Here is a 23,843-nt window from a genome sequence, read left to right on the forward strand (position 1 = left end):
GCGGCGGTGTCGGGCGCGGCGTGGGCCGCGGCGTCGGGGCCTTTTCCGGCGGACGCGGGGTCGGCACGGGCGCGGGTTCGGGCGTCGGCGGCGGCGGCTCGACCGCCTCGAGGGGCGGGGCGGCGGCGTTGTCGGCGGCCGGCTCTTCGGACGGCGCATCGGCGGGCCCGGCGAGGACCACGTCCTCGGACAGGATCGAGACCGGAACGGTGGTCAGGACCTCGCGCTCGGGCCGCTCGCCGCCCAGCGACAGGGCGAGCAGCACGGCGCCGATGATCGCCCCATGGACGACCACCGATCCGATCAGGGCCGGGCCGGGACGCTCCAAGGTTTCAGCCCTCCTCGCCCGGGCCGGCGGCGGTATCGGTGATCAGGTTCAGCCTGGTGTAGCCGGCGGCCGACAGCCGGGCCATGACCCGGGCCACGGCCTGATAGGGGGCCCGGCCGTCGCCGCGCACCGAGACCGGCTTGTCGCGCGCCTCGGGACCGCCGGCCTCGGCGACGCGGGTCAGCAGGTCGTCCCAGGCGACGGCGCTCTCGCCGACGAACATCTCGCCGTCCTGACCGATGGTGACGACCACCGGCTCGTCGACCGAGTTCATCGCGCTGGCCTCGGTCTTGGGCAGCTCGACCGGCACGGCGACGTTCAGCAGCGGGGCCGAGATCATGAAGATGATCAGCAGCACCAGCATGACGTCGACCAGCGGGGTGACATTGATCTCGCTCAGGGGCCGCTTGCGGGCCCGTCTGCGGCCGCGGACGTGTCCGCCGGCGCCGCCGCCGCCTCCCATCGCCATGCTCAGATCCCCCGACGGGCGTAGTCGGCCGCGGGCGCCGGCGGCGGCGGGCTGGCCGGGGCGCCGAGGCGGCGGGCGACGGCCGCCTGCAGGTCGTCGGCGAAGCTTTCCAGCCGGCCGGTGAACTTGCCGGCGTCGATCGAGAAGGCGTTGTAGGCCATGTAGGCGGGGATGGCGGCGGCGAGGCCCAGGGCGGTGGCGAACAGGGCCTCGGAGATCGCCGGAGCCACGGTGGCCAGGTTGGTGTTGCCCGAGGCGGCGATCGCTCCGAAGGCGTTCATGATGCCCCAGACCGTGCCGAACAGGCCGATGAAGGGCGAGGAGGTGGCGACCACCGACAGCACGCCGAGGCCGTTCTCGACGCGCTGGCTCTCGCGGGCGATCAGGCTGTCCAGCGCCCGGTCGGTGCGGGCCATCAGCATATTGCCCTGGCTTTCGGTCAGCGGGCCGCGGGTGCGCGCCTCGCGCCAGTCGGCGAGGGTGATGACCAGCATGCGCGGCAGGGGATGGGCGGGATCGGGGCCGGCCTGGGCGGCGATGTCTTCCAGCGAGCGGCCGGAACCGACGGCCTGTTCGAAGGCCGTGGCCTGACGGTTCAGGGCGGCGAGGCGGAGGGCCTTGTCGATGATCACGGCCCACGACCACAGCGAGGCCACCACCAGGCCGATCATGATCGCCTTGACGACGGGATCAGCCTCCATGAACAGGGCCACGGGGTTCAGCATCATCGATGCGTCGGCGGCGATGGTCATTCGGTCGTCCTCTTTCGTCCGTCCGCTCCTGTGCACCGGACCGGCGTGGCGGATGTGTGGCGATTCAGCCGGGTCTAGCGGGGTGTGGCCGCCACGTCACCCGACGACGTCTGACAGGTGTGTGAATGGTCAAGCTTCAGGCGCGAGCCAGGGCGTGACCTTCTCGATCAGTTGTCGGGTCGGACGACGCGGGCGGCCGTCCATGTGGATGCAGACCACCACGACCTCGGCGCGGCACAGGTCGTCGTCGCCGCGCGAGATGATCTGCGAGATATGCAGGCGCGGCCCCTTCACCCGGTCGTAGAAGGTGCGGACGACCAGTTCCTCGTCGATGCGGGCGGGCTTGAGGAAGGTCAGGGCCAGGGTCGAGACGACGAAGGCCATGGGCCGGTCGCCGTCCAGCAGTTCGGCGTGGCCGATGCCCATCAGCCGCAGGCAGTCGGAGCGCCCGCGCTCCAGATAGCGGACATAGTTGCCGTGATAGACCAGGCCGGTGAAGTCGGTGTCCTCGTAATAGACGCGGACCGGCAGGCGGTGTTCGCGGCCCTCGAAACGGCCGGCGGTGGGACGGTCGGTCATCGGCGGGCCCCTCCCCCCGGCCGCGTCGGTCGGGTCAGGAAGCCGGGGCAGACGTCGCGCAGCATTTCATCGAACTCGGCCTTCAGCGGATCGGTCTCCAGCAGGATCCGGTTGGGGCGGGAGATGAAGATGACCGGCTCGCCGCCGTTCGAGACATAGCCGCAGACGGCGCGGCGACGGCCGGTCTCGGTATAGCGCACCACGGCGCCGGGGCCGATGTGCTCGCGCAACTGGTCGCGGGCGCGCTCCTCGGCCGAGGGCTCGCCGCGGCCGAGGCCGTCGCGGGTGACCAGCCAGAACAGCAGGGCGCCGAGGACCAGCACCGCGCCGCCCAGCAGGGCGATCAATCGTTCGGTCCTGATCCTGCGTGTGGTCATGCGGTCTCCGTTGGCGGCGAAGCATGACGGGGTTCGCGGGCGGGGTGAAGGGGCCGGGGCTACTTGCCGCCGAACAGGCCGCCCTGTTCCGGCGCCCGCGGCGGTTCGGTCAGGCCGAGGTGGGCGTAGGCGCGGGCGCAGGCCATGCGGCCGCGCGGCGTCCGCTGGATGAAGCCCTGTTGCAGCAGATAGGGCTCGATGACGTCCTCGACCGCGTCGCGGGCCTCGGCGATGGCGGCCGCGAGGGTGTCCATGCCGACCGGCCCGCCGCCGTAGTTCTCGATCAGGGCCTTGAGGAAGCGGCGGTCGTTGGCGTCGAGCCCGGCCTCGTCGATCTCGAGCCGGGCGAGGGCGCGGGCGGCGGCGAGGCGGTCGATGGAGGTGGCGCCGTCGGCGCTGGCGAAGTCGCGCACCCGGCGCAGCAGGCGGCCGGCGACGCGCGGGGTGCCGCGCGAGCGCGAGGCGATCTCGCGGGCGCCGTCCTCGGCGATCGGGGCGCCCATCTTGCGGGCCGCGCCCATGATCACCTTCACCAGCTCGTCGGGCGTGTAGAATTCCAGCCGCAGCGGAATGCCGAAACGGTCGCGCAGGGGCGTGGCCAGCAGGCCGGCCCGGGTGGTGGCGCCGACGAGGGTGAACGGGGCCAGGTCGATGCGCACCGACCGGGCCGAGGGGCCCTCGCCGATGATCAGGTCGAGGACATGGTCCTCCATGGCCGGATACAGGATCTCCTCGACCGCCGGGGCGAGGCGGTGGATCTCGTCGATGAACAGCACGTCGCGCGGTTCGAGATTGGTCAGGATGGCGGCGAGGTCGCCGGCCTTGGCGAGGATCGGGCCGGAGGTGGCGCGGAAGCCGACGCCGAGCTCGCGCGAGACGATCTGGGCCAGGGTGGTCTTGCCCAGCCCGGGCGGGCCGAACAGCAGGACGTGGTCGAGCGCCTCGTTGCGGGCGCGGGCGGCGTCGATGAAGACCTTGAGATTGCCCTTGGCCTGCTCCTGGCCGACGAATTCGGACAGGCTCTGGGGGCGCAGGGCCCGGTCGTAGGTTTCGCCGGGGGCGGGATCGGGGGAGACGATGCGGTCGTCGGTCACCGCCCCAGCTCCTGCAACGCCGCGCGGATCACCGCCGACAACTCGGCCGCGTCGCCGAGGCGGATCAACGCCTGGTCGACGGCGCGGCGGGCGTTGATCTCGGCGACGCCGAGACCGAGCAGGGCCGAGACGGCCTCGCCGGTGACGCTGGGGACGGGCGGCGCGACCTCGGCGTGGACGCCGGGGGCCGAGGGGGTGAAGCTGACGTCGCCGAGCGGCTTGCCCTTCAGTTCGGTGACGATGCGCAGGGCCAGTTTGGGGCCGACGCCGTTGGCGCGGGCCACGGCGGCCTTTTCGTCGCGGGCCACGGCGGCGGCCAGCTCGCCGGGCGGCAGGACGTCGAGCACCGACAGGGCGGCCTTTGGGCCGACGCCCTGGATGTCGGTCAGGGTGCGGAAGGCGCGGCGGTCGTCGCGGGTCAGGAAGCCGTAGAGGCGCGGGCCGCTCTCGGCGTTGAAGGTCGATTCGATCTGCAGCGTCGCCTCGTCGCCGGGGGCCGGCAGCCGCTGCAGGGTGCGGGCGCCGCAGACGACGACATAGCCGACGCCGGCGCAGTCGATCAGGCAGTGGTCGGGCTCGACCTCGGCCAGCACGCCTCTGAGCCGGCCGATCATGACGCAATCCTCCCCCGCCGGGGTAGGGGGACCGCGAAGCGGTGGAGGGGGCCGGATCCGGGCGCCGTCGCGAGCCCTGCACCCCCTCCACCATGCTTCGCATGGTCCCCCTCCCCCACAGGGGGAGGAATGAGGAGCGCGCGTTTGCGCATCTGGGCGTGGGTGATGGCGACGGCTAGCGCGTCGGCGGCGTCGGCCTTCACATCGCCGGCGGCAGGCAGGAGCCGTTTGACCATGAAGGCGATCTGGGTCTTGTCGGCGTGGCCGGCGCCGACCACCGCCTTCTTGATCAGATTGGGCGAATATTCGGCGACGCTCAGACCGTGCCGGGCCGGGGCCAACATGACAGCGGCGCGGGCGTGACCCAGTTTCAGCGTCGAGCTGGGGTTCATGTTGACGAACACCTCCTCGATCGCCGCCTCGTCGCAGTCATGGGCGGCGCAGACGGCGCCCACGGCCTCGAGCAGGAACAGCAGCCGCTCGCTGAAGGGGGCGGTCTCGGGCGGGGCGACGACGCCGTGGGCGATCCAGCGCAGGCGCGAGCCCTCGGCCGCGACCACGCCCCATCCGGTGCGGCGCAGGCCGGGGTCCAGTCCCAGGATTCGAGTCGCGGCGTTCGTCATTCGTTCCAGTCATGCCCCAAAGAGGGTTGACGGACAATGACCGGAACGAAGGCCGGCCTATTCGGTGGTCTTGCCGTCGAAATGCTCTTCGGAGGCGTCGGCCTCTGTCTTGCCGGCGAAGCGGACGCCGTCGCGGTGCTCGGGCGGGCCGTACAGGGTGTAGAGGGCCAAGGGCTGGTCGCCGGTGTTGATCACATTGTGGCGGGCGCCGGCGGGGACGATGATCGCGTCGTCGTCCTTGATCGGGGTGCGCTTGCCGTCGATCTCGACGTGGCCGGCGCCGCTTTCGATGCGGAAGAACTGGTCGTGGTCCTCGTGCACCTCGGCGCCGATCTCCTCGCCCGGCTTGAGGGTCATCAGCACCAGCTGGAGGTATTGGCCGGTGTAGAGCACGCGCCGGAAGTCGGTGTTCTCGACAGTGAGCTTTTCGATATCGGCGATGAAGCCTTGCATGGCGGTCTTTTCCTGCTGTCCGGAGTAGCCCGGGAGAATGGGCCGGAGCGCCGTCCGGTCAAGGCGGGGCGGCATGGTCCGGCAACGACGGGGCCGCGCGCGGGTTCCCGGGGGCGACCTGCCCGACCGGCGGGAACCGGATTTCGGGCGCCGGGTTATTTTCCGGCGGCCAGCCCCGGCCGCCGGCTACGGGAGGCCCGTCGATGGGACGCTCGAACCAGAGGACGCTGCCGTCGGAGGCCTATGAGCAACTCAGGGCCGAGGTGCTGCGCGCCGCCGTGGAGCTGTCGGACGCCCAGCTGATGGAGCTGACCGACTCGCTGCACAGCGTCATCCGCCTGCGCCGCCCCGGACGCCCGCTGCGCAATCCGGACGGCTGGGTCACCGACGAACTGCGCGATTTCGCCCACTGAGCCTCAGCCGGCGTATTTGGCCAGGTCCTCGTCCGAGATGTCCTCGTTCGAATAGACGTTCTGCACGTCGTCCTCGGCGTCGAGCGCGTCGAGCAGCTTCATCAACGTGCCGACCGCCTCGCCGGTAACCGGGACCTCGGTCTGCGGCCGCCACACCAGCGCCGTCGACTTGGCGTCGCCGAGGATTTTCGACAGGGCCTCGGCCACCTCGTTCAGATCCTCGAACGTCGTCCAGATGGTGTGGCCGGGGGCGTCCTCATAGATGTCCGGCTTGACCAGATCGCTTTCGACGTCCTGCGCGCCAGCCTCGATGGCGGCCTCCATGACGGTATCCTCGCTGCCGGCCTCGGCGGCGTAGATGATCCGGCCGACGCGATCCCACATGAAGGCGACCGAGTTCATCTCGCTCAGCGCCCCGCCGTTCTTCTTGAACGCCGCGCCGATGTTGGAAGCCGCGCGGTTGCGGTTGTCGGTCAGGGCCTCGACGATGATGCCGACCCCACCGGGGCCGCGGCCCTCGTAGCGGACCTCCTCCATCGTATCGACGTCGCCGCCGGCGGCCTTGTTGATGGCCCGCTGGATCACCTCGCGCGGCAGGCTTTCGGCCTTGGCGTTGTTGACGGCCAGGCGCAGGCGCGGGTTCATCGCCGGATCGGGCAGGCCCAGCTTGGCGGCGACGGTGATGTCGCGCGACAGCTTGGAGAACAGCTTGGACCGCTGCGCGTCGGCGCGGCCCTTGCGGTGCATGATGTTCTTGAATTTGGAATGGCCGGCCATGAGGATCTCTTTGGTGCGCTATCGCTCGCGACGCGGTCGCTCGCTGCGTGAGCGCGGTCGCTGTTCGTCGGCGCGCCGTCTAGCCGATGGAAGGGCGGCTGTCACGGGACAGGAACCGTCAGGCTTGCGGGGCATTTCTGGACTGACCCCGCCGGAGCCCGACATGACCGCCCAGGACGCCCTGTACGACGCCGACCTCTACACCGATGAGGATTTCGAGGAGGCCGACATCGTCGAATGGTACGAGGCCCGCCCGGTCACCGTGCCCGCCGCCGTGGCCACCGGCGCCATCATCGGCGCCTTCGCCCTCGGCGTGCTGACCGCTGTCGGCGCGCTGGCGCTGATGGGACGGCTGGACGACTAGGTCTTCAGGCTTTCGAGGAAGCCGCGCATCTTGTCGTCGATCGGCGCCGGCCGTTTGCTTTCGCGGTCGACGTAGACATGGACGAAGCTGCCGACGGCGGCGGCCTCCTCCTCATTGTTGCGGAACAGGCCGATCTCGTAGCGCACGGACGAGGTCCCGACGTGGGCGACGCGGACGCCGGCCTGGATCTCGTCCGGAAAGGCGGTCGGCGAGAAATAGCGGCAGCCGGTCTCGGCGACCAGGCCGATGACCTTGCCGTGGTGGATGTCGAGCAGGCCGTTGACCACCAGCAGCCGGTTCACCGCCGTGTCGAACCACGAGTAGTAGACGACATTGTTGACGTGGCCGTAGACGTCATTGTCCATCCAGCGCGTGGAAATGGCCTGGAAGCGGCGGTAGTCGCCGCGCTTGGTCCGCTCGATGGTGCCGGTCATGAAGTCTCCCAGTCCCTTGGTGCGCTAACGCGAGCGACGCGGTCGCTCGCTGCTTGAGCGCGTTCTGTGTGCGGGCTTCGGTCGAGTCCGCTTGTAGTCAGCCTTGGGCTTGGCGGACGCGGCGTCAAGCGCCTAGCGTCGGCGCCATGAAGACCACCGCCGCCGTTCTCCGATCAATGGGCGCCGCCCGCCCCTATGCCGACAGCCGCCCGCTGGCGCTCGAGACGGTGACGCTGGACCCGCCGGGGCCCGGCGAGGTTCTGGTGGCGATCAAGGCGGCCGGCTTGTGCCATTCCGACCTCAGCGTCATCAACGGCGACCGGCCGCGGCCGATGCCGATGGCGCCGGGCCACGAAGCGGCTGGGGTAGTCGAGGCGCTGGGACCGGGGGTCGGGGACCTGGCCGTCGGCGATCATGTCGTCATGGTCTTCATGCCCAGCTGCGGCCATTGCGATCCGTGCGCCGGAGGCCGTCCGGCGCTGTGCGAACCGGGGGCGGCGGCCAATGGCAAGGGCGAGCTGCTGGGCGGCGGGGTGCGGCTGCATGACGGCGCAGGGGGCCTACATCACCACCTCGGCTGTTCGGCCTTCGCGGCGCATGCCGTGGTGTCGCGACGATCGCTGGTCAAGGTCGACGCCGACCTGCCGTTCGAACACGCGGCCCTGTTCGGCTGCGCCGTGCTGACCGGCGTGGGCGCGGTGGTGAACACGGCCGGGGTGCGGGCGGGGCAGAGCGTGGCGGTGGTGGGACTGGGCGGGGTCGGGCTGTCGTCGGTGCTGGGGGCGCTGGCCAGCGGGGCGTCGCCGGTGGTGGCCGTCGACCTGAGCGAGGACAAGCTGGCCCTCGCCCGCTCGCTGGGCCCGGTGCGGACCGTCAACGCCGCCGACGCCGACGCGGTGGAGCAGGTGCGGGCCCTGACCGGCGGCGGGGCCGATGTCGTGTTCGAGATGGCCGGCAGCTTGCGGGCGCTGGAGGCGGCGTGGCGGATGACGCGGCGGGGCGGGACCACGGTCACCGCCGGCCTGCCCCCGCCCGAGGCGGCGCTGGCGGTCAATGTGGTCCAGCTGGTGGCCGAGGAGCGGACGCTGAAGGGGTCGTACATCGGCACCTGCGTGCCCAGCCGCGACATCCCCCGCTATGTTGGCCTGTTCCGCGACGGGCGGCTGCCGGTGGACCGGCTGCTGAGCGGGACCATCGCCCTGTCCGACATCAACGCGGCCTTTGACGCCCTGGCCGACGGAGCGGCGGTGCGGACGGTGGTGACCTTCCCCTGAGGCCAAGCTAGAAGCCGGCAAACCCGCGAGGAGAGCGCGCCATGGCCACCGAACTGTATGACCTGACCGTCCCGGTCTTCACACGGGCGCTGAAGGCCCTGTCCGGCCTGCTCGACAAGGCGGTCGCCCACGCCGGCGAGGCGGGGGCGCAGGCGCTGCTGTCGAACCGGCTGATCGACGACATGCATCCGCTGGCCAAACAGGTGCAGATCGCCTGCGACTCGGCCAAGCTGTGCGTCGCCCGGCTGTCGGGGGCCGAGGCGCCGGTGAACGAGGACACCGAGACCACCATCGCCGAGCTGAACGCCCGCATCGCCGCGACCCTGGCCTTCATCGCCTCGGTTCCGCGCGGGGAGATCGACGGGCAGGAGGGCCGCGAGGTGGTGCTCAAATTCCCGGGCGGGGAGCTGCCGTTCCGCGGCCTGGCCTATGTCACCGGCTTCGCCCTGCCGAACTTCTTCTTCCATGTCAGCATGGCCTACGCCCTGTTGCGGCAGGCCGGGGTGCCGCTGGGCAAGCGGGACTATATGGGCGCCGCCCTGACCGGAGGCTGACCGGCCCGGGGGTGGACCGGGTCCGGCCAACGCTGCTACCCCATGCTCCATGGAAACCGGCGCCCTCATCACCATCGGCCTCTATTTCGTCCTGATGCTCGGCATCGGGGTCTATGCGTGGAGGAAGTCCACCAGCGACGTGTCCGGCTATATGCTGGGCGGGCGGCAGCTGGGGCCGGCGGTGACGGCGCTGTCGGCGGGCGCCTCGGACATGAGCGGCTGGCTGATGATGGGCCTGCCGGGGGCGATGTTCCTGAGCGGCCTGTCGGCGGCGTGGATCGGCGTCGGCCTCGTCATCGGGGCCTATCTCAACTACCTGATCGTGGCCCCGCGGCTGCGGGTCTATACCGAGGTCGCCGACGACGCGATCACCATCCCCGACTATCTGGGCAAGCGGTTCGCCGACCGGTCCTATCTGCTGCGGGTCATCTCCTCCCTCGTCATCGTCGTCTTCTTCACCCTCTACACCGCCAGCGGCCTCGTCGCCGGGGGCAAGCTGTTCGACAGCGCCTTCGGCCTCGACTACGCGACGGGGCTGTGGATCACCGCCGGGGTGGTGCTGGCCTACACCCTGTTCGGCGGCTTCCTCGCCGTCAGCCTGACCGACTTCGTCCAGGGCTGCATCATGTTCCTCGCCCTGATCCTCGTGCCCGTCGTGGCCATGATCAATGTCGGCGGACCGGTCGAGACGGCGGAGATCGTCCGCTCGGTCGATCCGGCGCGGTTCGACCTGCTGGCCGGCACGACCGCCATCGGCATCGTCTCGGCCCTGGCCTGGGGCCTCGGCTATTTCGGCCAGCCGCACATCATCGTCCGCTTCATGGCCCTGCGCTCTGTGCGCGACGCGCCGGCGACCCGCCGCATCGGCATGAGCTGGATGATCGTCTCCCTGCTGGGCGCCCTGGGCACCGGCATCAGCGGACTGGCCTACGCCACGGTCAACGGCCTGTCGGTCGCCGACCCCGAGACCATCTTCATCATCCTGTCCGACCTGCTGTTCGACCCGCTGATCTCGGGCTTCCTGCTGGCCGCCATCCTCGCGGCGATCATGAGCACCATTTCCTCGCAACTGCTGGTCTCGTCCTCCTCCCTGACCGAAGACTTCTACGGCCTGTTCGTGCGGCGCAGCGCGTCGCAGAAGGAGCTGGTGCTGGTCGGCCGCATCGCCGTCCTCGCCGTCGCCCTCGCCGCCATCGGCCTGGCGTACAATCCGGACAACAATGTCCTCGGCCTGGTGGCCAACGCCTGGGCCGGCTTCGGCGCCGCCTTCGGGCCGCTGATCCTGCTGTCGCTGACGTGGAAGCGGATGACCCGCAACGGCGCCCTCGCCGGCATGATCGTCGGCGCCGCCACCGTGCTGTTCTGGATCTTCGCCCCGGTGCTGGCCGACGGCGCGGCCCTGACCACGGTGCTGTACGAAATGGTGCCCGGCTTCGCCTTCAGCCTCCTCGCCATCGTCGTCGTCAGCCTGATGGGCAAGGCGCCGACGGGCGCGGTGGCCGAGACCTTCGACCGGGTGCGGGTCAAGCTGGACGAGGCGAAGCGGCCGGAAGGCCCGGCGGCGTCATGAGCCCGCGCCGCCTCGCCGACCTGCCGGGGATCGACGCGATCGAGCTGAAGGCGCTGATGAAGCCGGGCGTCGCCGACCCGGACCGGCGCGACGAACATCCCGAGGTCGACGCCGTCGCCATGGAGGCCTTCGGCCTGACGCTGGACGACGCCGAAGCGACCGCCCTGCCCGCCGATTGGCCCGAGCATCTGCGCGACCTGCATCGCCGCTCGCCGGCCGAACTGGTCGAGGCCTTCGAGGCCGAGGGCTGGGACGTCACCGACGCCAGGCGCAAGCCGCTGCGCACCCTGCCCCTGTTCGCCCTGCCGCTGGCCCTCGCCGCGCGCGGCGTCGCCGGGACCCTGCCGTTCGTCGCCGAGCCCGATCATCCGGAGACGGATTGGGGCGCCAGTCTGAAGGCCGAGGCGGGGCGGTTCAGGAAGCGCTGACACTGGCGGCCTCTGGCGCCGCCGCCTCGAGGCGGCATTGTTCGTCGATGTAGAGCAGCGGCGGCAGGATGAAGTCGCCCAGGGTCGCGCGCTCGCCCTGCAGCAGCCACCATTGAAAAAAGCCCTCGCGCTCGCCGACCGGCTCGATCTCGCCGCGCGCGATGCGAACGAGGCGGTCGCGCTGGACTTCGCGGAGGACGAGGGCGTCGATGCGGGCGCGGGAGGGCGGGCGGTGTTTCATGGGGCGCTCCGGGCGAGGGGATGAGGGATGAGGGATGAGGGATTGGGATCAGGCATGACTCTTCGCCGCTTCGGGGGAAGCGGGTGGGGAGAGAGCGGGGCGACCGGGCCTCGCCCGGTGCATTTGGTTTTACCGTTTCGACGAAGCTGGGCGCCCCGCGCGGTCGTTTTCCACACGACCCTCCGGCTGGCGGCCCGCTTTAGGCCTTACCGGAACGGGACGGAGCCATTGCTGGACCCCGCCCCGGGTCGGACGTGACCGCATGTAGCGGCATCGGCCCGATCCTCAAGCCGCGCGGCGAGCAAGCAAAGGCCATCCATCGACCTCCGCGAGGACCCCCGAACTCTCCATCGCCCGGGCTTCATCGCTCGACCACAGCCCGCCGCCATCGAGGAACGTGGATCCGACGCCCTCCCCGTTCGACGGGATGGGCAGCATTTTACGGGAGGCCGGCCCTAGTACAGCCAAAACGGTTCGAGAAAAGGTTAGTCCGTTGAATATTAGGGGGGAATATTTTGATAACTAGACTATAGATTCGCGGATTGTAAGCACAGCGTCATGGCCCCGCTTTCATCATCCCGGGGCCAGCGGCGCAAGCCGCGCGACCCCGGGACAGGGCGGCGCGCGAGAGCGCGACCCTGCGGAGAGAACCGCTGATCACAATAGCCCGGCTGAACAGGTCGCCTTCGGCGCCGCCCGGTCCCGGAGTTCGCTGCGCGCCCCCGGGATGACGAAAGCAAGGAGAGGCGGCGTCGGCGTGAAGCGTGTCGCTGTCCCGGACGGCGGCTTGCGACGACGGAACCAGCCGACCCTCATCCGGCGGGGCTCCGCTCCGCCACCTTCTCCCGAGGGAGAAGAATGGGTGGACAGCGGCGCTCCCGACAGCTTCGCGCTCGCGCGCGCCGCTGGGTCCCCCGGTCTGCGCCGCTGCGCGGCTTGCCGGAGGATGACGAAAGCGGGGAGAGGGCGACATTCGGCGCAAGCGGCGTCGCTGTTCCGTGCGGCGGCTTGCGCCGACGGAACCCGCCGACCCTCATCCGACGGGGCTCCGCCCCGCCACCTTCTCCCAATGGGAGAAGGGCCCGTTGAGCGTCGGGTCAAACGGGCGTACGGGCGCGGGCCTTCACGAGGCCGATGAGGTCGTCGAGCGAGAACAACCAAGCCTGTTGAGCCGGGCGATAACTGGCCTGAATCGGCGTGGGTACGACAAGTTGAAGCTGGGCGGCGCGCATCTCATCGGTCTGGTTCTCCGAGATGCCCGGTTCGAGCGTGACGAGGTGTTTGTCCCCGACCCGTTCGCCCTCGGATAGCACCTGTCGCCAACGGTCCTTGCAACTCGACTTGGCGCCCAGAAGGGTCAGACGCCCGGCGTCAAAATCGGCGTCCCGATAGGCCGCCGCGCCGGGAAACAGGAAATCCGGCTTCTTGTTGCCTTCGGTCCGACCACCCCGGTCGAATGTCAGACCGTGCGCCTCGAAAACGCCGGCTAAGTGGTGCTCCAACGAGTAGCCCGCGCGCGACTTTCGACGGTTTTGGACGCTCAGCGAGAACGAGATGAAGCCGTCAACGTCAGTCTTTCCGTCACCCAGAAACCCGGCCCGCAACCGGTCGTCGATGATATGTCGCTCGAGTGTGAAGAAGAGGATTTCTTCCAGTTCGAGCCAAGCCATTAGCGCCTGATCGGGTCGCTCGAGGGGGGCAACGTCAGGACAAAGCTTACGCGCAAATGCCGAAAAGGCAGCGGTTCCAGGAAACTTTGGCCCAAACGCCTTCAAGATGGTTTCAAGCCAGTGGTCGTCCGCCACCGGCACCTCGATCTCGATCGCTTCGAGGATGTGGCGCGCAGCGAAGTCTAAATGACCGTCATGGCCGGGGTCGAACGCCTTCTGATTGAAGCGCTCCGTTGGAGCCTCCAGACCGAACAGCCACAGCAACTGCTGTTCGATGTCGCTGGCAGCACGACAGAGGAGGATGAGCAAACGTCCGTCTCGGCCAAGGCAGACAAACAAGGTGTCCCCGTCCGCGGCCTGATAGACGATAGCCTCAGCTTCTGTCGTGTACAGGAGGCGGGGCTCAGGTCGTCGATGAGGTTGGTTGGCCCGCGCGTCATACCAGGTTGCCGAGGCATCAAGCCGAGCCGGTGGTTCGTCGTCGGTCAGCCACAAATAGGTGCAGGGGATAGACTGGCGGGTTGATGGGGGGCCCAGAAACGCCTGCAAAACCCGCGTGCCCTGGAACTCGTGACCGTTGGAAACCCGCGGGTCGATTTCTGTGCCGCTCAGCCGCTTGACGCCCACGCCGACGAAATAGTCAGCCAGATACCCACGCTTCATTGGCCGCCTCTATCCTCAGCACGGGCTCGTCACCGTGAAGCCAATCTGCGATCCCCGCCACTACCTCTGGCAATCTCGCCTGACCCTGACGCCCCTTTATGGCGCATTCCCAGATCACCGCAACGCGCCACCCTGCGCTCCGCAAAGCGTTGATCGCCGCCTCATCCACCGCCCGATTCCGCCCGATCTTCTCTCGCCAAAACTCCGGCCGCGTCTTCGGCCATTTGAATAGGTGGCAGCCGTGGCCGTGCCAGAAGCAGCCGTGGACGAAGATCACCGCGCGGTATTTCGGCAGGCAGAGGTCGGGATTGCCGGGCAGGTCCTTGCAGTGCAGCCGGTAGCGGAAGCCGCGCGCGTGCAGGGCCTTGCGGATCAGCAGTTCCGGCTTGGTGTTCTTGCCCCGGATGCCGGACATCATCCGGCTGCGGGTCGCCGCATCGACGACGTCAGCCAAGCGCGGCCTTCGGCCGTTTCCCGAGCGCGGCGAAGAGGTGCGGCTTCATGTGTTCGGCGACGGCTTTCACGGCCGGCACCACAACAGAATTCCCGAACTGGCGATAGGCCTGGGTGTCCGAAACAGGGATCAGGAAGTCGTTGCCCTGGGGGGCATCAAAACCCATCAGCCGGGCGCATTCGCGTGGCGTCAGCCGACGCGGGGCCTTGCCGTCCTCCTGCTTCACCAGGATTTCCGAACCGTCCTTGTGGTAGCGGGCCGACAGGGTGCGGGCGACGTCGCCGGGCCCGACCAGGCCGAAGCCGAAGCCGTTGCCGGCGGCTTGGTGCTTTTCCTTGTAGCGCTGGAGATAGTTCCAGAGGTGGTCGGTCAGGGTGTATTTGTCGGACACCCGCCCGGAGTTGCCGACGGTGAAGCGTTGGTCAGGGACCTCCGAGCCATCACCGGGATGCAGGATGGTCTCCAGCTTCGGAGCCGCGTCGGGCAGTTTCAGGTCAGCGAAGCGGAAGCCCTGGTGCTCGCGGAAGCCGATGATGAAGATCCGCTCGCGGTGCTGCGGCGTCCAGTGGCGGCCGTCGATGACGCGGAAGTCGATCGTATAGCCGAGCTCTTCGGTCAGGACGTCCTTGATGGTCTGGAAGGTCTTGCCCTTGTCGTGGCTGACGAGGTTGCGGACGTTCTCGAGCAGGAAGGCCGCCGGGCGATGGTGGGCGATGATGCGCGCGACGTCGTAGAACAGCGTGCCCTGGGTCTTGTCCTCGAACCCGTGCGCTCGGCCCAGGGCGTTCTTCTTGGACACGCCGGCGATGGAGAAGGGCTGGCACGGGAAGCCGGCCAGAAGGACGTCATGGGCCGGGATGTCTCCGGCCTCGATTTTGGTGATGTCGCCGTTGATCTCGTGATCGTCGTCGGGGAAGTTCGCCCGGTAGGTCTTCTGGCTGTACTTGTCCCACTCGGACGTGAAGACGCAGCGCCCGCCGATGGATTCGAAGCCGCGACGCAGGCCGCCGATGCCGGCGAACAGGTCGATAAAGGTGAAGTCGCCGGGGGCCGAATCCTTGTCGCTGCGGATCAGTTTCAGCGCAGGCTGTTTCGCGGCCGGCCGGACGGGGCCGTCGATGAGGCCGAGGTCGACCGCCTTGTCGGCCGTGGCCTGGCCAGCCTGTTTCACCATCAGGGCATACTCCGACACGGTCGACTCCGCGCTTGTTCAGCGTGGCAGGTTGAAGAGATTCCGCCAGGAGAACAAGTCAGGAACAACCTGATCATGAACAGCTTTCCGGATACCTACCGGAGCGTCGCCCCCTACGCCCGGTCCCGTACCCTCATCGCCCCGCCGCTGCCCGTCTCCACCTCGAACCGCCCCGTCCCCCGGATCAGGTCCGACAGCTTGGCGTAGCCGTACGAGCGCTGGTCGAAGTCCGGGTAGGCGTTGCGCAGGCGGTTGGCGATGCCGCCGGCGTTGACCCAGCCGTCGCCGTCCTCGTCCATGTCGGCGATGACCGAGGCGATCAGGCGGGCGGCCTCGGACGGGGGGCGTTTGCCGGGGGCGGCGGGCTCGGCCCGGACCGCCGGGGCGGCGGCGGTCGCGTCGGCGACGGGGCGGCGGGCGCGCTTCGGCGCGGCGGCGGCCTCGTCTTCCGCGGCGGGGGCGGCCACGGTCCCGGCGAGCGGGGCGCTGAGGTTCTCGGTGTAGATGAAGCGGGTGCAGGCCTGGCGGAAGCTTTCGGGCGTCTTGCGCTCGCCGAAGCCGTAGACGTCGACCCCCTCCTCCCGGATGCGCGAGGCCAGACGGGTGAAGTCGGCGTCGGAGGAGACGAGGCAGAAGCCGTCGAACCGGCCCGAATGCAGCAGGTCCATGCCGTCGATGACGAGGGCGATGTCGCCGGAGTTCTTGCCCTTGGTGTTGGCGAAATTCTGCTGCGGCTGGATGGCGAAGCGGGCGAGGACCTTGGTCCAGCCGGCCAGCTGGGCGCTGGAGAAGTCGCCGTAGATGCGCCGGGCCGAGGCCTCGCCGAGGGTGGCGATCTCGGTGAACAGGGCCTCGGCGATGCGTGGCGAGGCGTTCTCGGCGTCGATCAGCACGGCCAGGCGGGGGGCGCGGTCGGCGGCTTTGAGCGTGTCGGTCGCCATGATGGTTCGGTCCCTGCGGCTGGAGCCGGTGTGTCGCGCGGCGGCGGGAAAGGGTCAAGCGGGGGCGGCGGGGGCCAGCGCAGCCATTCGGGCGGTGCGGCGTTGTGCAGCTTCACAGGAGCGACCCATGAGCTACGGCAACCACTTTCTCGACAGCCTGGCGCCGGACGACGAGGCGGCGCTGCGGCCGCATCTGCGCGCGGCGGAGACGGCGTCGGGGCAGGTGCTGATCGAACAGGACGGGCCGATCCCGCAGCTGCATTTTCCGGTCACGGCGCAGCTGGTCAATCTGGTGCGGTTCTCGGACGGCTCGGCGGTCGAGACGGCGGTGATCGGGCGCGAGGGGCTGTCGGGCCTGGCCCCGTTCATGGCCGGGATGCCGTGCGGCTGGGAGGTGTCGGTCCGGGCCGGCGGCGGGCTGTATGTGATCGCCGCCGAGGTGGTGCGGGCGCGGCAGGGGGAGAGCGCGACGCTGCGCGACGGGCTGCTGCGGCTGTCGCATGTGTATCAGATGCAGGCGGTGCAGCATGCGGCCTGCAACGCCCGGCACAAGGTGCTGCCGCGGGTGGCGCGCTGGCTGTTGCTGGCCAGCGATCTGGGGCCGGGGGTCAAGCTGCAGATGACGCAGGAGGAGCTGGGCGGGCTGCTGGGGGCGCAGCGGACCACGGTCAATGATGCGGCCAGCCAGCTGAAGGCGGCGGGGGCGATCCGCTATGCGCGCGGGGTGGTCAGCGTGCTGGACCGGGGCGCGCTGGAGGGGCTGGCGTGCGAATGCTACGCCATGGAGCGGCGGCGGATCGAGGCGGCGGGGGTGATGCCGTAGGGGTCAGGGGGCGGGGTCGGCCGCGCCCGCCGCCTCGCCGTATCGTTCGCCGTCCCACCCCAGCACCTTGCGCCGCACCGCCTCGAAGGCGGCCGCGTCGGGCTCGGGCGTGTTCCAATTGTCGCCGCCGCGCCCGGCCCGGTCGGCCAGCCGCGCATAGCTCTCGGCCAGCCCGGCCAGCGCCCGCGCCTCGGCCCACAGCCGGCCGGTCATGGCCCGGCCCGAGGCCAGCACCGCCAGCCGCGCGAGGGCGGCGGGGTCGGCGGGGTCCTCCGGGGGATCGACGCCCTCGAACAGCCGCGCCGCCACCGCCTCGGGGCTGTTGCGCCGCGCCTCGTCCAGCTCGGCCTCGCGGGCGAGGGCCTGGCCGATCGCCTGGGCGTCGCCCCAGTCGCGCTTGGTGGCGTTGTGGCGGGTGATGCGGCGGCGAAGGGCGTGCTCGGACACCCGCCATTTGCGCGATAGCAAGGGCGCGGTGGCCCCGGCGCGATACTCGGCGAGGATGAGCGCCCAGGTCTCGGAGGAGAGGCGGTAGTGGGCGGGGCGGTCCTCGGCCGGCGGGGTTGGCAGCGGGACGGCGGCGGGAAGCGGGGCGAGGTCGGTCATGACGCGGGAGGGTAAGGGGCGGATGCGTCAGAAGCGGACGTAGGGGTAGAAATTCGATCGCCCCCGGTCGTCCCCTCCCCCTCTCCGATGGGGAGGGGGACCGCGAAGCGGTGAAGGGGTGGAGCAGCGAGCGGCTCGGCTTGACGGCTCTACTCGTCCTGATCCTCTGGCGAGACCAGCGGAACCGCCTCGCCCGCGAAGAAGTCCGCGACCCGCTGCTCGAACACCTCCGCCGGCTGCGGATGGGCCGCGAGCATTTCGGCGAAGGATCGTCCGGGGTGCAGCACATCCCAGGGCGAGCGATACTGCGTGGCCCGTCGGGCGCCGGGCGTCTTGTTGCCAAAGCCGTCGATCACGACGTTCCAGACGGGCTGGAAGCTCTCGATCAGCATGTTCTCGCCCAGCGGGATCCAGATGTCGTCGACCACCAGACTGCGCGTCTGAAAGTCGGTGATCTCCAGATTGACGGCCTGGTCGATGCTGGCCGCGTGCTGCCGCAGCCGATCCTGAAGCGCGCGCCCCACCCCGGTGTTCACCGACAGACCGCCCTTGCGACCGCCCTTGGGAATGGCCTTGCCGACATAGATCGGCCGGCCCCCGTCCGCGATGGCCGCATAGGCGGCGAAGGGCCCGGTGTAGTAGATCGCGTACACCCCGGCTCCGGCGATGGCGCCGAGGTCCGCCATCGGCTGCTTCGGGCGGCTCAGCAGTTCGACTTCGATGCTCCGCGCGAGGTTCAGCTTGTCGAGCGGATTATACGGTTCCGTCACGCGGCGAACCTCAGCGCCCGTTCGACATCCCGTCCGACGATCTCCGCCAAGCGCACCGGCACCGCGTTCCCCAACTGCCGCATCGTTTCCGACCACGAGCCCTGGAATACATAGTCATCCGGGAAGGTCTGCAAGCGCGCGCTTTCGCGGACGGTGAAATAGCGCACCTCGCCCGACGGCTTCAGCAGCATGTTCTCGCCGCCGGGCACGCCGTGGACGCCGGCCTTCAGGGTCTTGGCCGGTTCGTCCAGCGGGCTGCCGGTGTGGCCGGCGTAGCTGCGGGCGCCGGGCTGGAAGCGGTGGTTGGCGACGCCGCGCGCCTTGTCCGGCTGGTGCTCGGGATCGGGCAGGTCGGCGATCGCGTCGCGGACCGTCTTCCACGGCAGGCCGGCGGGCTTTTCGCCCAGCCGCGCGGCCCGCGCCTTGAGGGTAGGGTTGTCCGGCCGGTCCTTCGTCGCCACCCGGTGCCGGTCCCAATAGGCGCCGTCGCCATACTGGTCCCAGATCAGGGCCTCGGCCGTGTGCAGTTCCCTCGGGAAATGCCATTCCTCGGCGAAGTCCGAGCGGAAGCCAACGAACAGCACCCGCTCGCGCCGCTGCGGCACGCCGTGATTGGCCGCGTTCAACAGCCGCGTCACCAGATGATAGTGCAGGCCGTCGCGCGAGCCGGAGGTCTCGTGCTGCTCCAGCCGGACATGGTGATCGGTCCAGTCCTCGCCCGGACGCGCGACGACCTCGGGGTGGCGCATCTGCAGCTGGATGTATTCGAAATAGTTCTGGAAGCTGGCCCGGGTCAGGCCCTTGACGTTCTCGAACACGAAGGCCCGAGGCTTGGCCTCGCGCACGGCGCGGACGGCCTCCGGGAACATGTCCCGGGCGTCGTCGTAAGCCCTGTGCTTGCCGCCCATCGAGAACGGCTGGCACGGCGGACCGCCCGAGATCAGGTCGACCCTGCCCTCGTGCTCGCGGAAATCGACCTGGCGGACGTCGCCCTGCTCCAGCAGCCAGTCGGTCACGACGGAGCCGGCCAGCGTCTGGTTGGCGCGAATGGTGTCGCAGCACCAGACGTCGCGCTCGACCACCTTCACAGGGTGGAAGCCGGCGCGGTGCAGGCCGATGCCCAGCCCCCCGGCGCCGGCGAACAGTTCGATGGATTTCATGTGACCCTGGCTCATGAGTCCAAGAATGTTCTAATTCTGTTCTCGAGTGAAGCGGCGTCCCGCAGTTCGCATTCCCAGATCGTCATCACGCCCCAGCCCGCGTCCGTCAGCGCCGCCTCGTGGCGGAGATCGCGGGCGCGATTCCCCTCCAGCTTCGGCTTCCAGAATTCCTGCCGCGATTTGGGCATCCGCGCCAGCTTGCAGTCCGGATCGGGATGCCGATGCCAGAAACAACCGTGGACGAAGACGACCTTGCGCCGGCCGGCGAAGACCAGGTCGGGCGTGCCGGGCAGGTCGCGGCGGTGCAGGCGGAAGCGGTAGCCGAGGGCGTGGATCAGGCGGCGGACGGTGAGCTCGGGGCCGGTGTTCTTGCCGCGGACGCGGGACATGCGTTCGGAGCGTTGGGTGTCCGTAAGCGGGTCCCTACGGGCGGGTGGGTTCTTCAAAACAGGTCGCGATACGGGACAAACGCCTGATTTGTTTCCGACGCTCTACGCGCCTTTGCAGCCAGAAGGTCAGAGAGCTTGGTCTGACCGCGAAGCATTTCGATGAGGTCCAAGCCTTCCAAACATATGATGTTTGTTCGGCGCCCCCTAGAGAAAGCGGCAAGTCCGTCCGAAGAGAAGCCACTGTAACTGACGAATAAGCCTCGGGTCCAAATAGCCTTTCCATCAACCTTGCCTCCAAAGGCGAGGAGGTCTTGTTGACCAGTTCGAACTGCGTGCCACTTAGCCTCGACCAGATAGGTCTGGCTCTCGAATTGGAAGCTTCCGTCGATTTGTTCTCCCACCAATCTGAAGGCGGAACGAGGGGCCAATCCGGCGACACTAAACAGGTCGGTAAGAAATCGCTCAAACGCGTATCCTCGCTCATGCGGAGCCACCGCATTGAGGGCGAGCAGTTGTGAGCTCAATCGGTCCGCGTGGTCGGCCCAAGGCACTTCCTTGATCACCGGCGCTTCGTTCGGAGTTTGAATCGGCTCGGGAATGCCAGCCAAGCCTTTCAGAAATGCATCGCTGGCCAAGTCCTTGACCCGAAAGCCTAAGGCTAGAAGCAGGTCATTGAGCCGGTCGGCTTCTGCGCGCGTGAGCGGATTTCCCTTCCGCTTTCGCCAAGTCATCGACTGCCGAGCGACGCAGAGCATCAACGACGGCAACCGATCTCTCTTGGTGAGAAGTGTGCGTGTCAGAAGACCGACAATAGCTGGCCGCTTACTATACTCGAGGCTCCAAAGCTCACCGACTCCCGCCATGCGCGCAGCGATCGGGAACGACGTGGACGTATTTCCGCTCGCCGGGAGAAAATCATAGAGAAGGTCGGCAAGGTCCTCGACAACCGTATATTCTTTTGACGTGAGCGGCATAAGCGAATCCTAGCAGCGCCAGTTTCTTGCGCAATGAGCAGGCTGCTGCCTCTCTGACCGGAGATCATCGTGTCGACTTTTAAGATAGCTCACCGGCCGGATGATCAACGCATCGAGATTGCGGTGGACCTGAATGCACTACGGGAGGTTGGTCACGTCGGCGTCCGGCGAGCGTCCTGCTTTCTCGGGCTCGGGCTAAGAACTACATTAGAGGGGCCGCCAGACTCCGTCACGCTCGGAGAGACGTTTACCTATCAGTTCATGCCGGACCCGTTGCCGGATGAGATCAGAGAATCGGTGGCTTCTGAATACGAAGCATGGATCGTTGGGAGTGCCCTCAAGGAGCTAGATCAGTATTTAAGCCTGTTTTTGGATGACGCTTGGGATGTCATCCAAATTATGGATCGCCATGAGCAGGCTGTGGATATGTCGGAGGTTCTGTTCGACCAAAAATTCCGCATGGCGACCAACGCTGGAAAGAAGCTCGCAAGAGTAGCCGAGGCCATTGGCGCTGATCTCGACGCCTCTCCCCACCGTAGCCTTAGTCTGGCACGAAACGCGCTGACGCACACTAGGGGTGTCGTTTGCGTCCAGCACACAAATGAAGACGAAACGCTTCGGGTGCATTGGTTTGCTCCTCAGACCTACATCAAGGAAGGCAATGAGGAACGCCCGTTTGCGGGACTGGTACGGGTTGAGCAGCCGGACGGAGCTCAAGTGATGATGCGTATTGAGGAGCGCTCTGAGCGATTTAAGTTGGGAGCGAAAGTAAGGCTAACCGCTCACCAACTGTCGGAAATCTGTTTCTTCTACCATCAGCAGATCGAGGTCATTGTCGTGCGCCTCGCCGACTTTCTCAGGCAACGGGGCTTGACCGTTTAAGCCCTCAATCCTCATCCATCTTCAGCGCCGCGATGAACGCCTCCTGCGGGATCTCGACCTTGCCGAACTGGCGCATGCGCTTCTTGCCGGCCTTCTGCTTCTCGAGCAGCTTCTTCTTGCGGGTGGCGTCGCCGCCGTAGCATTTGCTGGTCACGTCCTTGCGCAGGGCGCGGACGGTCTCGCGGGCGATGATCTTGCCGCCGATGGCGGCCTGGATCGGGATGACGAACAGGTGGGGCGGGATCAGCTCCTTCATCTTCTCGACCATGCTGCGCCCGCGCATCTCGGCGCGGCCGCGGTGGACCAGCATGGAAAGGGCGTCGACCGGCTCGGCGTTGACGAGGATGTTCATCTTGACCAGGTCGCCGACCTTGTACTCGCTGAGCTCATAGTCGAACGAGGCGTAGCCCTTCGAGATGGATTTGAGGCGGTCGTAGAAGTCGAAGACGACCTCGTTGAGCGGCAGTTCGTAGACGACGAGGGCGCGGCTGCCGACGTAGCTGAGCTCGACCTGGGCGCCGCGGCGGTCCTGGCACAGCTTGATGACGCCGCCGAGGTATTCGTCGGGGGTCAGGATGGTCGCCTTGATCCACGGCTCGCTGATTTCCATGATCTGCATCACGTCGGGCAGGTCGGCCGGGTTGTGCAGCTCGATCTCGGAGCCGTCGCGCAGGGCGATCTTGTAGACCACCGAGGGGGCGGTCGCGATCAGGTCGAGATTGAACTCGCGGCTGAGCCGCTCCTGGATGATCTCCAGATGCAGGAGGCCGAGGAAGCCGCAGCGGAAGCCGAAGCCGAGGGCGGCCGAGGACTCCATCTCGTAGGTGAAGCTGGCGTCGTTAAGGCGCAGGCGGCCGATGGCGGCGCGCAGGTCCTCGAAATCGGCGGCGTCGACCGGGAACAGGCCGCAGAAGACGACGGACTGGACCTCCTTGAAGCCCTTGAGCGGTTCGGCGGTCGGCTTCTTCTCGTCGGTGATGGTGTCGCCGACGGCGGCGTGGGCGACCTCCTTGATCTGGGCGGTGATGAAGCCGACCTCGCCGGGGCCGAGCTGGTCGACCGGGGTGTTCTTGGGCAGGAAGACGCCGACGCGGTCGATCAGATGGGTCGAGCCGTTCTGCATCATCTTGACGCGCTGGCCGGTGCGCAGGGTGCCGTCGAAGACGCGGACGAGGACGACGACGCCGAGGTAGGGGTCGTACCAGGCGTCGACCAGCAGGGCCTTCAGCGGGGCGTCGGGGTCGCCCTTGGGAGCCGGCAGGCGGGTGACGATGGCTTCCAGCACATCCTCGATGCCGATGCCGGACTTGGCGCTGCACAGGACGGCCTCGGAGGCGTCGATGCCGATGACGTCCTCGATCTGCTGGCGCACCCGCTCGGGCTCGGCCGCGGGCAGGTCGATCTTGTTGAGGACGGGGACGATCTCGTGATTGTTGTCGATCGCCTGATAGACATTGGCCAAGGTCTGGGCTTCCACGCCCTGGGAGGCGTCAACGACCAGCAGGGAGCCCTCGCAGGCGGCCAATGAGCGCGAGACCTCATAGGCGAAGTCGACGTGGCCCGGGGTGTCCATCAGGTTGAGGACGTAGTCGAGGCCGTCCTTGGCCTTGTAGTTCAGGCGCACGGTCTGCGCCTTGATGGTGATCCCCCGCTCCTTCTCAATATCCATATTATCAAGGACTTGCGCCGACATCTCACGCGCGGTCAGTCCGCCCGTGAACTGAATCAGGCGGTCGGAGAGGGTCGATTTGCCGTGGTCGATGTGGGCGACCACGGAAAAATTGCGGATGCGTTCGATGGGAGGGGTCGTCATGGCCGCGCCGGTAGCACGGCGGGGCCGGATCGCCAACGCGGACGCTGCTCCGGGATGTTTCATCGCTGAAATCAGAGGCGGATTACTTCGGCGTAAGGCCCGTAATGTCGTTTGAGAAGCGGGCGCTAAACCGCTATTCAACGGCTGATGACCGGGCGCCCA

At 68.2% G+C, this 23,843-nt stretch carries 28 protein-coding genes and 2 pseudogenes; 8 read left to right on the plus strand and 22 right to left on the minus strand.

Features of this window, described 5'->3' with window-relative positions; genetic code table 11:
- The 9 genes and pseudogenes from ACK4JY_RS08855 to ACK4JY_RS08895 all read right to left on the minus strand — a co-directional run.
- Window positions 1-328 (minus strand): annotated as a pseudogene (locus tag ACK4JY_RS08855) (hypothetical protein); the annotation flags it as partial.
- Window positions 329-332: 4 nt separating this feature from the next.
- The gene (locus ACK4JY_RS08860) at window positions 333-797 is read right to left on the minus strand and encodes an ExbD/TolR family protein (protein ID WP_409604798.1); all 465 of its coding nucleotides are present in this window, start codon (window positions 795-797) and stop codon (window positions 333-335) included.
- A gap of 2 nt (window positions 798-799) precedes the next feature.
- Complete coding sequence (tolQ, locus tag ACK4JY_RS08865) at window positions 800-1,549, minus strand: protein TolQ (RefSeq protein WP_409604800.1); 750 nt, start codon at window positions 1,547-1,549, stop codon at window positions 800-802.
- Window positions 1,550-1,678: 129 nt separating this feature from the next.
- Window positions 1,679-2,128 carry a YbgC/FadM family acyl-CoA thioesterase gene (locus ACK4JY_RS08870; RefSeq protein ID WP_409604802.1) on the minus strand — a complete coding sequence of 150 codons (450 nt, stop codon included), beginning with the start codon at window positions 2,126-2,128 and terminating at the stop codon, window positions 1,679-1,681.
- Window positions 2,125-2,505: a hypothetical protein gene (locus ACK4JY_RS08875; protein ID WP_409604804.1), complete on the minus strand. Its 381-nt coding sequence runs from the start codon at window positions 2,503-2,505 to the stop codon at window positions 2,125-2,127. The genes ACK4JY_RS08870 and ACK4JY_RS08875 overlap by 4 nt, the downstream gene beginning before the upstream one ends.
- A 59-nt stretch (window positions 2,506-2,564) precedes the next feature.
- Window positions 2,565-3,599, minus strand: coding sequence for a Holliday junction branch migration DNA helicase RuvB (gene ruvB, locus ACK4JY_RS08880; protein WP_409604806.1), 1,035 nt, complete (start codon window positions 3,597-3,599; stop codon window positions 2,565-2,567).
- Complete coding sequence (gene ruvA, locus ACK4JY_RS08885) at window positions 3,596-4,213, minus strand: Holliday junction branch migration protein RuvA (RefSeq protein ID WP_409604808.1); 618 nt, start codon at window positions 4,211-4,213, stop codon at window positions 3,596-3,598. Before ruvA ends, ruvB begins: the two co-directional genes overlap by 4 nt.
- A 134-nt stretch (window positions 4,214-4,347) precedes the next feature.
- Window positions 4,348-4,836: pseudogene (ruvC, locus tag ACK4JY_RS08890) on the minus strand (crossover junction endodeoxyribonuclease RuvC); the annotation flags it as partial.
- 57 nt (window positions 4,837-4,893) lie between these two features.
- Window positions 4,894-5,289 carry a cupin domain-containing protein gene (locus ACK4JY_RS08895; protein WP_409604810.1) on the minus strand — a complete coding sequence of 132 codons (396 nt, stop codon included), beginning with the start codon at window positions 5,287-5,289 and terminating at the stop codon, window positions 4,894-4,896.
- A 203-nt stretch (window positions 5,290-5,492) separates the two neighbouring features.
- On the opposite strand from ACK4JY_RS08895, the gene ACK4JY_RS08900 reads away from it, so the two are divergent.
- A complete protein-coding gene (locus ACK4JY_RS08900) occupies window positions 5,493-5,702 on the plus strand; it encodes a hypothetical protein (protein ID WP_409604812.1) in 210 nt (69 codons plus the stop codon).
- 3 nt (window positions 5,703-5,705) lie between these two features.
- Here the strand turns inward: ACK4JY_RS08900 and ACK4JY_RS08905 are convergent, their stop codons facing one another.
- A complete protein-coding gene (locus ACK4JY_RS08905) occupies window positions 5,706-6,479 on the minus strand; it encodes a YebC/PmpR family DNA-binding transcriptional regulator (RefSeq protein ID WP_409604814.1) in 774 nt (257 codons plus the stop codon).
- Between the two features lie 163 nt (window positions 6,480-6,642).
- Here ACK4JY_RS08905 and ACK4JY_RS08910 point away from each other — a divergent pair, with 163 nt between their 5' ends.
- Entirely contained in the window at window positions 6,643-6,843 is a 201-nt protein-coding gene (locus ACK4JY_RS08910) for a hypothetical protein (RefSeq protein WP_409604816.1), read from the plus strand.
- Here ACK4JY_RS08910 and ACK4JY_RS08915 read toward each other — a convergent pair.
- Complete coding sequence (locus ACK4JY_RS08915) at window positions 6,840-7,277, minus strand: acyl-CoA thioesterase (protein WP_409604818.1); 438 nt, start codon at window positions 7,275-7,277, stop codon at window positions 6,840-6,842. The genes ACK4JY_RS08910 and ACK4JY_RS08915 overlap by 4 nt on opposite strands.
- A 146-nt stretch (window positions 7,278-7,423) precedes the next feature.
- Here ACK4JY_RS08915 and ACK4JY_RS08920 point away from each other — a divergent pair, with 146 nt between their 5' ends.
- From ACK4JY_RS08920 to ACK4JY_RS08935, 4 genes are read left to right on the plus strand one after another with little or no spacing between them, the layout of a single operon-like run.
- Window positions 7,424-8,551: a zinc-dependent alcohol dehydrogenase family protein gene (locus ACK4JY_RS08920; RefSeq protein ID WP_409604820.1), complete on the plus strand. Its 1,128-nt coding sequence runs from the start codon at window positions 7,424-7,426 to the stop codon at window positions 8,549-8,551.
- A gap of 41 nt (window positions 8,552-8,592) precedes the next feature.
- Window positions 8,593-9,105 (plus strand): DUF1993 family protein, encoded by a 513-nt coding sequence (locus ACK4JY_RS08925; RefSeq protein WP_409604822.1) that lies wholly within the window; start codon window positions 8,593-8,595, stop codon window positions 9,103-9,105.
- Window positions 9,106-9,154: 49 nt separating this feature from the next.
- The gene (gene putP / locus ACK4JY_RS08930; protein WP_409604824.1) at window positions 9,155-10,675 is read left to right on the plus strand and encodes a sodium/proline symporter PutP; all 1,521 of its coding nucleotides are present in this window, start codon (window positions 9,155-9,157) and stop codon (window positions 10,673-10,675) included.
- A complete protein-coding gene (locus ACK4JY_RS08935) occupies window positions 10,672-11,103 on the plus strand; it encodes a hypothetical protein (RefSeq protein WP_409604826.1) in 432 nt (143 codons plus the stop codon). Before putP ends, ACK4JY_RS08935 begins: the two co-directional genes overlap by 4 nt.
- Here ACK4JY_RS08935 and ACK4JY_RS08940 read toward each other — a convergent pair.
- From ACK4JY_RS08940 to ACK4JY_RS08960, 5 genes are all read right to left on the minus strand, one after another.
- On the minus strand, window positions 11,090-11,344 hold the full coding sequence (locus ACK4JY_RS08940; RefSeq protein WP_409604827.1) for a hypothetical protein: 255 nt from the start codon (window positions 11,342-11,344) through the stop codon (window positions 11,090-11,092). The two genes, ACK4JY_RS08935 and ACK4JY_RS08940, sit on opposite strands and share 14 nt — an antisense overlap.
- Window positions 11,345-12,441: 1,097 nt before the next feature.
- Window positions 12,442-13,677, minus strand: coding sequence for a type II restriction endonuclease (locus tag ACK4JY_RS08945; RefSeq protein WP_409604829.1), 1,236 nt, complete (start codon window positions 13,675-13,677; stop codon window positions 12,442-12,444).
- Window positions 13,655-14,131, minus strand: a complete 477-nt coding sequence (locus ACK4JY_RS08950) for a very short patch repair endonuclease (RefSeq protein ID WP_409604831.1) — start codon at window positions 14,129-14,131, stop codon at window positions 13,655-13,657. Before ACK4JY_RS08950 ends, ACK4JY_RS08945 begins: the two co-directional genes overlap by 23 nt.
- The gene (gene dcm, locus ACK4JY_RS08955; RefSeq protein ID WP_409604833.1) at window positions 14,124-15,323 is read right to left on the minus strand and encodes a DNA (cytosine-5-)-methyltransferase; all 1,200 of its coding nucleotides are present in this window, start codon (window positions 15,321-15,323) and stop codon (window positions 14,124-14,126) included. The genes ACK4JY_RS08950 and dcm overlap by 8 nt, the downstream gene beginning before the upstream one ends.
- 113 nt (window positions 15,324-15,436) lie before the next feature.
- Window positions 15,437-16,264: an NYN domain-containing protein gene (locus ACK4JY_RS08960; RefSeq protein ID WP_409604835.1), complete on the minus strand. Its 828-nt coding sequence runs from the start codon at window positions 16,262-16,264 to the stop codon at window positions 15,437-15,439.
- Window positions 16,265-16,391: 127 nt separating this feature from the next.
- Between ACK4JY_RS08960 and ACK4JY_RS08965 the strand changes: the two genes are divergently transcribed.
- Window positions 16,392-17,087 carry a Crp/Fnr family transcriptional regulator gene (locus ACK4JY_RS08965; RefSeq protein WP_409604837.1) on the plus strand — a complete coding sequence of 232 codons (696 nt, stop codon included), beginning with the start codon at window positions 16,392-16,394 and terminating at the stop codon, window positions 17,085-17,087.
- 3 nt (window positions 17,088-17,090) lie between these two features.
- On the opposite strand, the gene ACK4JY_RS08970 is transcribed toward ACK4JY_RS08965, so the two are convergent.
- The 5 genes from ACK4JY_RS08970 to ACK4JY_RS08990 all read right to left on the minus strand — a co-directional run bounded on the left by ACK4JY_RS08970 (window position 17,091) and on the right by ACK4JY_RS08990 (window position 20,986).
- On the minus strand, window positions 17,091-17,693 hold the full coding sequence (locus ACK4JY_RS08970) for a hypothetical protein (protein ID WP_409604839.1): 603 nt from the start codon (window positions 17,691-17,693) through the stop codon (window positions 17,091-17,093).
- A 149-nt stretch (window positions 17,694-17,842) separates the two neighbouring features.
- Window positions 17,843-18,463: an Eco29kI family restriction endonuclease gene (locus ACK4JY_RS08975; RefSeq protein ID WP_409604841.1), complete on the minus strand. Its 621-nt coding sequence runs from the start codon at window positions 18,461-18,463 to the stop codon at window positions 17,843-17,845.
- On the minus strand, window positions 18,460-19,623 hold the full coding sequence (locus ACK4JY_RS08980; protein ID WP_409604842.1) for a DNA cytosine methyltransferase: 1,164 nt from the start codon (window positions 19,621-19,623) through the stop codon (window positions 18,460-18,462). Before ACK4JY_RS08980 ends, ACK4JY_RS08975 begins: the two co-directional genes overlap by 4 nt.
- A gap of 11 nt (window positions 19,624-19,634) precedes the next feature.
- Window positions 19,635-20,069, minus strand: a complete 435-nt coding sequence (locus ACK4JY_RS08985; RefSeq protein WP_409604844.1) for a very short patch repair endonuclease — start codon at window positions 20,067-20,069, stop codon at window positions 19,635-19,637.
- Window positions 20,066-20,986, minus strand: a complete 921-nt coding sequence (locus ACK4JY_RS08990) for a restriction endonuclease (protein ID WP_409604846.1) — start codon at window positions 20,984-20,986, stop codon at window positions 20,066-20,068. Before ACK4JY_RS08990 ends, ACK4JY_RS08985 begins: the two co-directional genes overlap by 4 nt.
- A gap of 69 nt (window positions 20,987-21,055) precedes the next feature.
- Between ACK4JY_RS08990 and ACK4JY_RS08995 the strand changes: the two genes are divergently transcribed.
- Window positions 21,056-21,868, plus strand: coding sequence for a hypothetical protein (locus ACK4JY_RS08995; protein WP_409604848.1), 813 nt, complete (start codon window positions 21,056-21,058; stop codon window positions 21,866-21,868).
- 4 nt (window positions 21,869-21,872) lie between these two features.
- Here the strand turns inward: ACK4JY_RS08995 and lepA are convergent, their stop codons facing one another.
- Window positions 21,873-23,681, minus strand: a complete 1,809-nt coding sequence (gene lepA / locus ACK4JY_RS09000) for a translation elongation factor 4 (RefSeq protein ID WP_409604850.1) — start codon at window positions 23,679-23,681, stop codon at window positions 21,873-21,875.
- Window positions 23,682-23,843: the final 162 nt, after the last annotated feature.

Origin of the sequence: Brevundimonas sp., from assembly GCF_046295595.1 — a bacterium.
Lineage (GTDB): Bacteria > Pseudomonadota > Alphaproteobacteria > Caulobacterales > Caulobacteraceae > Brevundimonas.

Excerpts from the sequence above, each read along its gene's own strand:
- ACK4JY_RS08910 (WP_409604816.1), top strand. The coding sequence starts at position 6,643 with ATGACCGCCCAGGACGCCCTGTACGACGCCGACCTCTACACCGATGAG.
- ACK4JY_RS08870 (WP_409604802.1), bottom strand. The coding sequence starts at position 2,128 with ATGACCGACCGTCCCACCGCCGGCCGTTTCGAGGGCCGCGAACACCGC.
- ACK4JY_RS08980 (WP_409604842.1), bottom strand. The coding sequence starts at position 19,623 with ATGAAATCCATCGAACTGTTCGCCGGCGCCGGGGGGCTGGGCATCGGC.
- ACK4JY_RS08960 (WP_409604835.1), bottom strand. The coding sequence starts at position 16,264 with ATGGCGACCGACACGCTCAAAGCCGCCGACCGCGCCCCCCGCCTGGCC.
- tolQ (WP_409604800.1), bottom strand. The coding sequence starts at position 1,549 with ATGACCATCGCCGCCGACGCATCGATGATGCTGAACCCCGTGGCCCTG.
- ACK4JY_RS08970 (WP_409604839.1), bottom strand. The coding sequence starts at position 17,693 with ATGACCGACCTCGCCCCGCTTCCCGCCGCCGTCCCGCTGCCAACCCCG.
- ACK4JY_RS08935 (WP_409604826.1), top strand. The coding sequence starts at position 10,672 with ATGAGCCCGCGCCGCCTCGCCGACCTGCCGGGGATCGACGCGATCGAG.
- ACK4JY_RS08925 (WP_409604822.1), top strand. The coding sequence starts at position 8,593 with ATGGCCACCGAACTGTATGACCTGACCGTCCCGGTCTTCACACGGGCG.
- ruvA (WP_409604808.1), bottom strand. The coding sequence starts at position 4,213 with ATGATCGGCCGGCTCAGAGGCGTGCTGGCCGAGGTCGAGCCCGACCAC.
- lepA (WP_409604850.1), bottom strand. The coding sequence starts at position 23,681 with ATGACGACCCCTCCCATCGAACGCATCCGCAATTTTTCCGTGGTCGCC.
- ACK4JY_RS08895 (WP_409604810.1), bottom strand. The coding sequence starts at position 5,289 with ATGCAAGGCTTCATCGCCGATATCGAAAAGCTCACTGTCGAGAACACC.
- ACK4JY_RS08905 (WP_409604814.1), bottom strand. The coding sequence starts at position 6,479 with ATGGCCGGCCATTCCAAATTCAAGAACATCATGCACCGCAAGGGCCGC.
- ACK4JY_RS08860 (WP_409604798.1), bottom strand. The coding sequence starts at position 797 with ATGGCGATGGGAGGCGGCGGCGGCGCCGGCGGACACGTCCGCGGCCGC.
- putP (WP_409604824.1), top strand. The coding sequence starts at position 9,155 with ATGGAAACCGGCGCCCTCATCACCATCGGCCTCTATTTCGTCCTGATG.
- ACK4JY_RS08920 (WP_409604820.1), top strand. The coding sequence starts at position 7,424 with ATGAAGACCACCGCCGCCGTTCTCCGATCAATGGGCGCCGCCCGCCCC.
- ACK4JY_RS08875 (WP_409604804.1), bottom strand. The coding sequence starts at position 2,505 with ATGACCACACGCAGGATCAGGACCGAACGATTGATCGCCCTGCTGGGC.
- ACK4JY_RS08940 (WP_409604827.1), bottom strand. The coding sequence starts at position 11,344 with ATGAAACACCGCCCGCCCTCCCGCGCCCGCATCGACGCCCTCGTCCTC.
- ACK4JY_RS08915 (WP_409604818.1), bottom strand. The coding sequence starts at position 7,277 with ATGACCGGCACCATCGAGCGGACCAAGCGCGGCGACTACCGCCGCTTC.
- ACK4JY_RS08900 (WP_409604812.1), top strand. The coding sequence starts at position 5,493 with ATGGGACGCTCGAACCAGAGGACGCTGCCGTCGGAGGCCTATGAGCAA.
- ACK4JY_RS08965 (WP_409604837.1), top strand. The coding sequence starts at position 16,392 with ATGAGCTACGGCAACCACTTTCTCGACAGCCTGGCGCCGGACGACGAG.
- ACK4JY_RS08945 (WP_409604829.1), bottom strand. The coding sequence starts at position 13,677 with ATGAAGCGTGGGTATCTGGCTGACTATTTCGTCGGCGTGGGCGTCAAG.
- ACK4JY_RS08990 (WP_409604846.1), bottom strand. The coding sequence starts at position 20,986 with ATGCCGCTCACGTCAAAAGAATATACGGTTGTCGAGGACCTTGCCGAC.